Raw genomic sequence first — 8,684 nt, 5'->3', positions numbered from 1 at the left:
GCGGTCGGCCGGGTGCTCCGCGGGGAGCACCCGGCCGACGCGTGTCCGCGGGCGGCCGTACGGCTCGCGGCCCGCTGGTTACCTGGGGGACCGGCCGGCGCCGGAGGCGAGCTCCTTGGCCGCCTCGGTGAGGTCCTTGGCGGTGTCGATGGCCCGCCAGTACACGCCCTGCGGCAGCTGGTAGCCCGCCAGCCGCTTGCCGCGGGCGAGCTGGGGGAAGGTGGTGCGCTCGTGGTCGCCCACGTCTGGCAGCAACTCGGCGAACTCGGGGCTGAACACGTACAGGCCGGCGTTGATCAGGAAGGGCGAGGGCGGCGCCTCGATGAAGTCCAGCACGTTGCCGAACTGGTCGGTCTCCACCGCGCCCCAGGGGATCCGCGGCCGGGCCAGCGCGAGCGTCGCGACGGCGTCCCGCTCGTGGTGGAAGGCGGCCATCTCGCGCAGGCTGAACCGGGTCCAGATGTCGCCGTTGGTGGCGTACCAGGGCTCGTCCGGGCGGGGCAGCGCCTTGGCCGCGTACTTGAGCCCGCCGCCGCGCCCGAGCGGCTCCGCCTCGACCACCGTGCGCACCCGCAGCGGCAGGTCCGCCTTGTCCAGCCACTCCTCCAGCACGTCGGCGAGGTGCCCGCAGGAGACCACGACGTCGGTGACGCCCTCCTCGGCCAGCCAGGCCAGCTGGTGGCCGAGGATCGGCGTGCCCGTCCCGGGGATCTCGACCAGCGGCTTCGGGCGGTCGTCCGTGTAGGGGCGCAGCCGGGAGCCCTGGCCGCCGGCCAGGATGACGGCCTGGGTGACGGGCGTCGTGGTCGGCCGCGGCGGGTGGGGCTGCGGGGGCCGGGCGGACGGGAGGTCGGCGGTGGGGCCGGAGTCAGCGGTCATGCCTGAACAATAAGGCGGCGGACGGGGGCGTCCGCCGCCTCGGGGGCCTGCCTCGGCCCCCTTGCCTTCCCTTGCGTTCCCGGCCGGCTCAGCCGACGACGCCGGCCGCGAACGCGCCGTCGCAGACCGGGCGGGCGAAGGTGCGGGCCCGCTGGACGTCGCCCTGGTACTTGCGCACCGCGGCCTTGCCCAACTCGGTGGCCAGCGAGGTGCAGTACGGCGTCAGCGAGGGCTGCTCGCGCATCGAGCGCTCCAGCAGGTCCAGCGCGGCGGAGGGGTTCTTCGCCCGCAGCTCGTCCAGCAGCACCACCCGCAGCGACTCCTGCGGGGCGAGCCCGTCCGAGGCCTTGGCCACGGCGCCGGCCGCGTTGTTGGAGCGTCCGATCCCGGCGCCGTCGCCGCTGGACGCCGCCACGACCTGCTGGTCGAGCCCGGTCGGCGGGGCCCACGGGACCCTGGTCACGGCGAGGGTGCCGGTGGTCACCAGGACGACCGGCAGGGTCAGGGCGACGGTCTGGCCGATACGGCGCAACAGCTGCTTCACCCTCAGGAGAGTAGCGGTGGGTACGGGCCGGATCGCCCTCCGTTACCCCATCGAGTGACACGGTGTCCGGGTTTGTCCCCTTGCCGTGTTGACGCGGGGGCGTCCGGACGGGGTCGAAGGGGCGGGGGTACGGACGGAGCCCGCCGGACCACGAGGGTCCGACGGGCTCCGGGTGCCGCGCTGGTCGCGGCCGTCGCGCGGGGTCGCGTCAGTTGCTCAGGCGCAGGCCGGAGCTGGTGGAGAAGACGTGGGTCTCGTTGGCGATCGGCACGACGTGGACGGTCTCGCCGCGGGCCGGGATCTGGCGGCCGGGCACGCGGACGACCAGGTCGTGGTCCTCGCCGCCGATCTGGGTGGTGCCGTAGACGAAGCCGTCCGAGCCGAGCTCCTCGACCACGTTCACGGTCACCGCGACGCCCTCGATGCCGCCCGCCGGGACGATCTCGAAGTGCTCCGGGCGGACACCGACGGTCACCGTCTTGTCGGTGCCGGCGCCGGCCAGGTCCTCGCGGGAGATGTTGACGACCGAGCCGCCGAACTTCACGCCGCCGTCCACCAGCGGCACCTCGACCAGGTTCATGGCCGGCGAGCCGATGAAGCCGGCCACGAAGAGGTTCGCGGGCTTGTCGTACATGTTGCGCGGGGTGTCGACCTGCTGGAGCAGACCGTCCTTGAGCACCGCGACCCGGTCGCCCATGGTGAGCGCCTCGGTCTGGTCGTGGGTGACGTACACCGTGGTGATGCCCAGGCGGCGCTGGAGGCCGGCGATCTGGGTACGGGTCGAGACGCGGAGCTTGGCGTCCAGGTTCGACAGCGGCTCGTCCATCAGGAAGACCTGCGGCTGGCGGACGATCGCGCGGCCCATCGCGACGCGCTGGCGCTGACCGCCGGAGAGCGCCTTCGGCTTGCGGTCCAGCAGCGTGGTGAGGTCGAGGATCTTCGCGGCCTCCTCGACCTTGGTGCGGATCTCCGCCTTGTTCACGCCGGCGATCTTGAGCGCGAAGCCCATGTTGTCGGCGACGGTCATGTGCGGGTACAGCGCGTAGTTCTGGAACACCATGGCGATGTCCCGGTCCTTCGGCGGCAGGTGGGTGACGTCGCGGTCGCCGATCCGGATCGCACCGGCGTTGACGTCCTCCAGACCGGCCAGCATGCGCAGGCTGGTCGACTTGCCGCAGCCCGAGGGGCCGACCAGCACGAGGAACTCGCCGTCCGCGATCTCCAGGTCCAGCGCGTCCACCGAGGGCTTGTCCGCCCCGGGGTACACGCGGGTCGCCTTGTCGTACGTGACAGAAGCCATGGTTGTTTGTCTCCTTCACCGGCAGGAACGTGCCGGACGATCCGAGTAAAGGGGGTCTGTTCTGCTCCGCCGGCCCACCAGTGGTCTGAACCACTGCCACGAACCGGCTCCCGGCGACGCTACCTGCGCGTCCGCCGCTTGTCAGCCCCCACCCGACCCGATTTCGGCATCGGTTCCATCACGCCCACCCATCCCACCAACCCCCGGATATACCCCCATCCCGTCACCCGGGCCCGGTAGACTGCCCCCCGGTGCCGCCGTGATCCATCGCGGACGGCCACCGTGCCTCCTTAGCTCAGCTGGCCAGAGCACCGCTCTTGTAAAGCGGGGGTCGTCGGTTCGAACCCGACAGGGGGCTCCGCGCAGAACGGGAAGGGCCGGTCCGACGGGCTGTCGGGCCGGCCCTTCCCGTTGTCGGCTGGTGTGCTACTCGGGCTGTGCCGCGGGTGTGTCAGGAGCGGTCGGCCGGTTGTCGCGGGGGGTTGGGTTGCGCCGAGTGCGTCCCCGGAAGGCGGATCCCTTCGCCGTTCGCGCTTCAACTCGTTCGACGATCCGATCGATCACGCGATGGGAGTCTTTCCACTTCATAGCCAGCCGATCATGGTCCATGCCGTGCTCGGCCACGATGTCCCGCAGCTGGTCGAGGTCGAGTTCGCCGAGGTGTGACCGCAGGCCGGCCTCCCCGGATTGGGCAAAGACGGCGAAGGGATCGATAATGCCTCTGGTGCGCCGACTCGCCCTCGGGCGACGATCGCCCGCCGGGGCCGGCGGACTGACATCGGCCAGTGCCTTGGTGAGTGCCCTGGAAAAGCGGGCTGTACGTGCCGCTTCCAGTGCCACCGCCTCGGTGAGTCGTGCGAGCATCGCGGCGAGGCTAGGGTCGGAAGCTCCGAGCCTCAAGAGGGCATCTGCAGAGTGCTGTACGTCCAGGGCAAGTGCATGCGACTCGAGATAGGTCGACTGTGGTTCCGTCGAAGGCGCGTCGTCGACTGTTTCCTGAGGTTTGCTGAAATCGCTTTTATCGGTCACGCGATCTCCTCGACCAACTCGATGAATTCCTTTGTCATCGAGCGGAAGGTATCATACTGGCCTTGATATCCGTACTTCTGGCGAAGCGTCCCGGTCCCCACAAACTCGGCCGATGCTGCGATCTGATTGGCCTCCGGAATGTAGGACGACAGTACGGCAGGAAGCTCGGGGTCGTTCTCCAGTCGGCGGATTGTGTTCATGTGCACGGTGGGGGCCTTCCGGTACTTGGTCACTACAATCCCGACCTCGGCAATTTCCTCTCCCAGGCTGTGGGCGAATGCCTTCACCCGCTGTTGGATCTGTGGAATCCCATAGGTCGACAGCACGTCGGGAATCGTCGGGATAATGTACCCGTCGGAGATGCGGAGGCCGTTCAGTGTAACGATTCCGAGATTCGGAGGGCAGTCCACCAGAACATAGTCATAGTCGTCGAGAATCGATTTAACCGCCTTCCGCAAGAGGTCGGTCGGGTTGTTCGAGAAAAACCGGCCGGAAGGCATGGAAGCCAGGCGGTCCTGTACATCGATCAGGTCGAGAGACGAGGGCAGCAGGTCGACCTGCCAGACCTCGCTCACTGGTGACACGCGTCGCTGAAGGGTCTTCCTGAGGTCGAAATGAGCAGCCTCATCCTCCGGGCGGAGCGCATCCTTGAACAACGTGGCCAGGGTTTGACCTTCATCGTTCAGTGATTTCCAGCGCTCTTCTCCGATCAGTACCGTGGTGAGGTTGGTCTGGGGGTCGAGGTCAATGACCAGGACCCTTTTGCTGAACTCTGCGGATAGGAATTCGGCGAGCGCAACGGTCGTGGTCGTCTTGCCGACCCCGCCCTTCAAGTTGATGGTGGAGATGACGTGGACCATGTGCTTCTTCCTCTGCTTTAGATAGCGGCGGATTCGAGCGGCCTGGAATACGGGGCTGCTGCGGGGATCCGCGATTGGAGCAGGGAATCGCCTGTCGCGGTTGCGCCAGTTCGCGACGGCGGTCCGGCTGACTCCGGCCATCTCGGCCACCCCGAACAGTCCAACGAACTCATCCGGCTCGGCCACCACTGGCAGGACCCCTCCCACGTGAATGCCATTCACGCCTGCCCTCTCATCGTTCACATTGAACTGACTGAGCGTCAAATCATGTTGGCGGTAGTCTTGTTGTGGTACTACAATCCGGGCGCGCTGGCTGGCTGGCTGCGGTCAGGGCGGGGGGTGTCGTTTCAACTCTGCCGGGAGGTTTTGGGCGTCGGCCGGGGTCAGTTCGGGGGGAGGGTGAGGGTGGCGAGGGCGCCGCCGGCGGGGTGGTTGGCGAAGGTCAGGGTGGCGCCGATGACGCGGGCGTGGCCGGTGGCGATGGTGAGGCCGAGGCCGTGGCCGCGGCCGCGTTCGGGGGCGTTGGTGCGGAAGCGCTGCGGGCCGTGGCGGAGGAGGTCCTCGGGGTAGCCGGGGCCGTGGTCGCGGACGGTGATCCGCGGGCCGTCGACGTGCAGGTGGACCGGGCCGGTGCCGTGGCGGTGGGCGTTGAGGATGAGGTTGCCGAGGATGCGGTCCAGTCGGCGCAGGTCGGTGCGGACCTGCCGGTCGGCGGTGATCTCGACGGTGACGTCCAGGCCGGTGAGGGTGACGGTGCGGCGGGCCGCGCGCTCCAGGGGGACGGCGGAGAGGTCGGGGGACTCGGCGTCGGCGTCCAGGCGGGAGACCTCCAGCAGGTCCTCGACCAGGCCGCGCAGTGCCTGGACCCGGTTCTGCACGAGCTGGGTGGGGCGGCCGGGCGGCAGGAGTTCGGCGGCGGTGACGAGGCCGGTGAGCGGGGTGCGCAGCTCGTGGGCGACGTCCGCGGTGAAGCGCTGCTCGTCCGCCAGTCGGCGGTGCAGGGTGCGGGACATCAGGTCGACGGCGGCGGCGAGGTCGGCGACCTCGTCCTTGCCGTCGACGAGTTCGCCGATCCGGGTGTCCGTCCCGCCGGCCGCGATGCCGCGGGCGGCGGTGGCCGCGGTGCGCAGCCGGCGGCTGATCCGGTCGGCGACGAGCACGCCGGCCAGCACGGTGGTGAAGACCGCGGCGACGACGGTGAGCAGGATGATCCGGTCCAGGTCGGCGATGGCCTGGCGGTCCTGGGTGAAGTCCACCCGGACGGACACCACCCCGTCCGGCACCGGGCCGGCCGCCCACATCGACTCGCCGGTGCCGTCGGCGACGAGCAGCGAGCCGTGCCGGTCGCCGGCGGCGAGGGCGCGCAGCCGCTCGGGCAGCGCCGGGTCGTTCAGGACGGCGCCCCGGCCGATCGCCTTCCCGCCGCCGCGCTCGTAGTCGTTCAAGGCGGAGTCGAGGGTGGCGAGCGAGGAGGAGCGGGCCTGGTCGACGTGCTGGCGGATCATCGCCTGGTGGACCAGCAGGCCGACGGCCACCGCGACCAGGACGGCGATGGCGGCGACGGCGGCGGCGATCTGGCGGCGCAGGGTCATGCTGGGCGCCGCAGCTTGTAGCCGAAGCCGCGGACGGTCTCGATCCGGCCGGAGCCGATCTTGGCGCGCAGCCGCTGCACGTGGACGTCCACGACCCGGGTGTCGGCGCCCCACTCGTAGTCCCAGACGCGTTCGAGCAGGGTGGAGCGCTCCAGCACGATCCCGGGCGCGGCGCTGAACTCCAGCAGCAGCCGCAGTTCGGTGGGGGTGAGCGGGACGAGGCGGTCGTCCACCCGGACCTCCATGCTGTCGGTGTCCACCCGGAGGCCGTCGAAGCTGCGGACGGACGGAAGGGTGGGCGGGGACGGCGGAGCGGGCGAAGGGGCGGGCGGGGACGGCGAGGACTGCGGGGGCGGAGCGAACGGGGCCGGCGGGGCGTCGGCCGCCGGGGCGACCGGGACGCGGCGCAGCACCGTACGGATCCGGGCGACCAGGACGGCGCTCTCGACGGGCTTGACCACGTAGTCGTCCGCCCCGGCCTCCAGCCCGGAGACCACGTCCACCGGGTCGGTCCGGGCGGACATCATCAGGATCGGCAGCTGGCTCTCCTCCCGGATCCGGCGGCAGAGGCCGACCCCGTCGAGCAGCGGCAGCATGACGTCCAGCAGGAGCAGGTCGGGCCGGACGGCGTGGAAGGCCTCCAGGCCCTCCAGGCCGTCGGCGGCGGTGGTGACCGGGAAGCCGTAGCGCTCCAGGGCCATCCGGGTGGCCTCGCGGATCACCTCGTCGTCCTCGACCAGGAGGATGTGCGGGTGGGCGGGGGTGGCGGCGGGGGCTGCGGGGGTCATCGCTTCGCTTCCGGGAGCACGGCGGGGACGGAGGGCGCGACGGGCGCGCCGGGCACGGAGGGGGCGGAGGGCACGGAGGACGGCCGGGCGCCGCGCGGGGACGGGACGGCGGCCTCGGGGGCCGCCTGCTTCGGCGCGTACGGGGCGGGGCGGGGCGCCGGTCCGGGGTCGGGTACCGCGGTGGCCGGCCGGCCGGCGTCCGGGCCGGTGGACGGGAGCGGTATGACGCCCTCGTCCCTGCGTTCGTTCAGGGTGAGCCTCTTGCCGTCCCACGCGTAGTGGCTGGTGGTCCGGGCGTCGACGCTGGTCGGCTCGATCAGCCACAGGTCGGTGCCGATGGTCGAGGCGTTGAACGCCGGCTGGACCCGCACCCGGAGGACGGGCAGCAGCCGGTCCTCGGCGAGGGCGTAGACGTGCAGCACGGCCCGCCCGGGGGTGGTGACGACGGTGATCAGCTCGGGTTGCCCGTCGCCGGTGAGGTCGCGGAACTCCGGGGCGCGGACCTCGCAGCCGGCGCAGGAGCCGAGTGCCTGGCGCTCCTCCTGGTCGACGTCCGGGTCCTTGGCGAGGACGGTGCGGACGTCGACCGCGGTGATGTCGCGCCCGGGGACGGTCACGTCCGGTACGGGCTGCGGCGGTTCCTGGGTGGTGTCGGTCGCGGACGCGGCCGGCGGCGGGGAGGTGGGCAGGTCCGGCCAGAGCGGCTGGGACACCGCCGGCGGCCTGACGGCCCGGGCCGGGCCCTGGTCGCGCAGCTCGCCGGGGGTGGCCCGGCCGAAGGCCAGGGCGGCGAGGGCGAGGACGACGACCAGGCCGGCCAGGGCGGCCACCGGGACGGCGCCGGGACGGCGGCGGGGTGGTGGGGGTGCTGTTGCTGCCACGGTCGGTGCTCGTCCTCCTGCCGGGCCTGCGCTGTCCGCGCTGCCTGCTCTGCCTGTGTCCACGGCGACGGTCCGGCTCGTCGCCTCCCGTCGCCGCCCCGGTGGTAGGTCGTGCGGGCGGTGGCCGGCGGTTCCCCGACGGCGGTTCGTGCACCGTCAGGCCAGGTCCGCCAGCACGATGATGTTGTCCGTCCAGTGGCCGTCCGAGCCGATCCGGCCACCGCAGGTGATCAGCCGGAGCGCGGGCGCGGGCGTGTCGCCGTACACCTGCTCGGTCGGGAAGCGGTCCTTGGCGGCCTGGAGCAGCTCGCGGACCTTGAAGTCCACGGTGCCGCCGTCCGCGCGCCGGATCCGGATGAGGTCGCCGGGGCGCAGTTTCGGCAGCTGCTTGAAGACCGCCGGGCCGTGCACGGTGTCGTAGTGCCCGATGAGCACGGCGGGGCCGGCTTCGCCGGGGGGGGGGCCGTTGCGGTACCAGCCGACCTCCTCGCCCCGGTCGGCCGGCGGCACCTCGACCGTGCCGTCGGGGTTGAGGCCGAGGTCGGTCACCGGTGCGTCCACCCCGACGGAGGGCACCAGCAGGCGGGTCGGCGGCGAGGAGGCGTACGGCTTCGGGGCGGTGGGTGCGGTGCCGGTCGTGGCCGGGGCGCCCGGGGTGCCCGGGGCCGCCGGGGTGTCGGCGCCGGTGCCGTGCCCGGAGGTCTCGACCCGCACCACCGGGGTCTCCCGGCCGGACAGCGCGAGCGAGGTGCCGAGCACCAGGCAGAGCAGGCCCGCGGTGCCGAAGGCGGTACGGCGCAGCGGGCCGGGG

At 71.7% G+C, this 8,684-nt stretch carries 9 protein-coding genes and 1 tRNA gene; 1 reads left to right on the top strand and 9 read right to left on the bottom strand.

Features of this window, described 5'->3' with window-relative positions; translation table 11 throughout:
- Nucleotides 1-78 precede the first annotated feature (78 nt).
- From AE652_RS27950 to AE652_RS27940, 3 genes are all read right to left on the bottom strand, one after another.
- Complete coding sequence (locus tag AE652_RS27950; RefSeq protein WP_107086556.1) at nt 79-879, bottom strand: nucleotidyltransferase family protein; 801 nt, start codon at nt 877-879, stop codon at nt 79-81.
- A gap of 88 nt (nt 880-967) precedes the next feature.
- The gene (locus AE652_RS27945; RefSeq protein WP_049656385.1) at nt 968-1,423 is read right to left on the bottom strand and encodes a hypothetical protein; all 456 of its coding nucleotides are present in this window, start codon (nt 1,421-1,423) and stop codon (nt 968-970) included.
- Between the two features lie 208 nt (nt 1,424-1,631).
- A complete protein-coding gene (locus tag AE652_RS27940; protein WP_049656383.1) occupies nt 1,632-2,723 on the bottom strand; it encodes an ABC transporter ATP-binding protein in 1,092 nt (363 codons plus the stop codon).
- A 284-nt stretch (nt 2,724-3,007) separates the two neighbouring features.
- On the opposite strand from AE652_RS27940, the gene AE652_RS27935 reads away from it, so the two are divergent.
- Nucleotides 3,008-3,081 (top strand) — tRNA-Thr (locus AE652_RS27935).
- Between the two features lie 68 nt (nt 3,082-3,149).
- Here the strand turns inward: AE652_RS27935 and AE652_RS44255 are convergent.
- The 6 genes from AE652_RS44255 to AE652_RS27910 all read right to left on the bottom strand — a co-directional run.
- Nucleotides 3,150-3,752: a hypothetical protein gene (locus AE652_RS44255; RefSeq protein ID WP_199823153.1), complete on the bottom strand. Its 603-nt coding sequence runs from the start codon at nt 3,750-3,752 to the stop codon at nt 3,150-3,152.
- Nucleotides 3,749-4,834, bottom strand: coding sequence for an AAA family ATPase (locus tag AE652_RS27930; protein ID WP_234348567.1), 1,086 nt, complete (start codon nt 4,832-4,834; stop codon nt 3,749-3,751). The genes AE652_RS44255 and AE652_RS27930 overlap by 4 nt, the downstream gene beginning before the upstream one ends.
- A 161-nt stretch (nt 4,835-4,995) precedes the next feature.
- Nucleotides 4,996-6,204, bottom strand: a complete 1,209-nt coding sequence (locus tag AE652_RS27925) for a HAMP domain-containing sensor histidine kinase (protein ID WP_049656378.1) — start codon at nt 6,202-6,204, stop codon at nt 4,996-4,998.
- Nucleotides 6,201-6,992 (bottom strand): response regulator transcription factor, encoded by a 792-nt coding sequence (locus AE652_RS27920; RefSeq protein ID WP_049656377.1) that lies wholly within the window; start codon nt 6,990-6,992, stop codon nt 6,201-6,203. Before AE652_RS27920 ends, AE652_RS27925 begins: the two co-directional genes overlap by 4 nt.
- Nucleotides 6,989-7,873 (bottom strand): hypothetical protein, encoded by an 885-nt coding sequence (locus AE652_RS46630; RefSeq protein ID WP_159028573.1) that lies wholly within the window; start codon nt 7,871-7,873, stop codon nt 6,989-6,991. Before AE652_RS46630 ends, AE652_RS27920 begins: the two co-directional genes overlap by 4 nt.
- A 156-nt stretch (nt 7,874-8,029) precedes the next feature.
- The coding region (locus tag AE652_RS27910) for a class F sortase (protein ID WP_369808337.1) at nt 8,030-8,684 on the bottom strand (655 nt) is incomplete at its 5' end.

This window comes from Kitasatospora sp. MY 5-36, from assembly GCF_001182915.1.
Lineage (GTDB): Bacteria > Actinomycetota > Actinomycetes > Streptomycetales > Streptomycetaceae > Kitasatospora.
The sequence above is the reverse complement of the archived record's forward strand: the minus strand, read 5'-3'. Positions and strand labels throughout refer to the sequence as shown.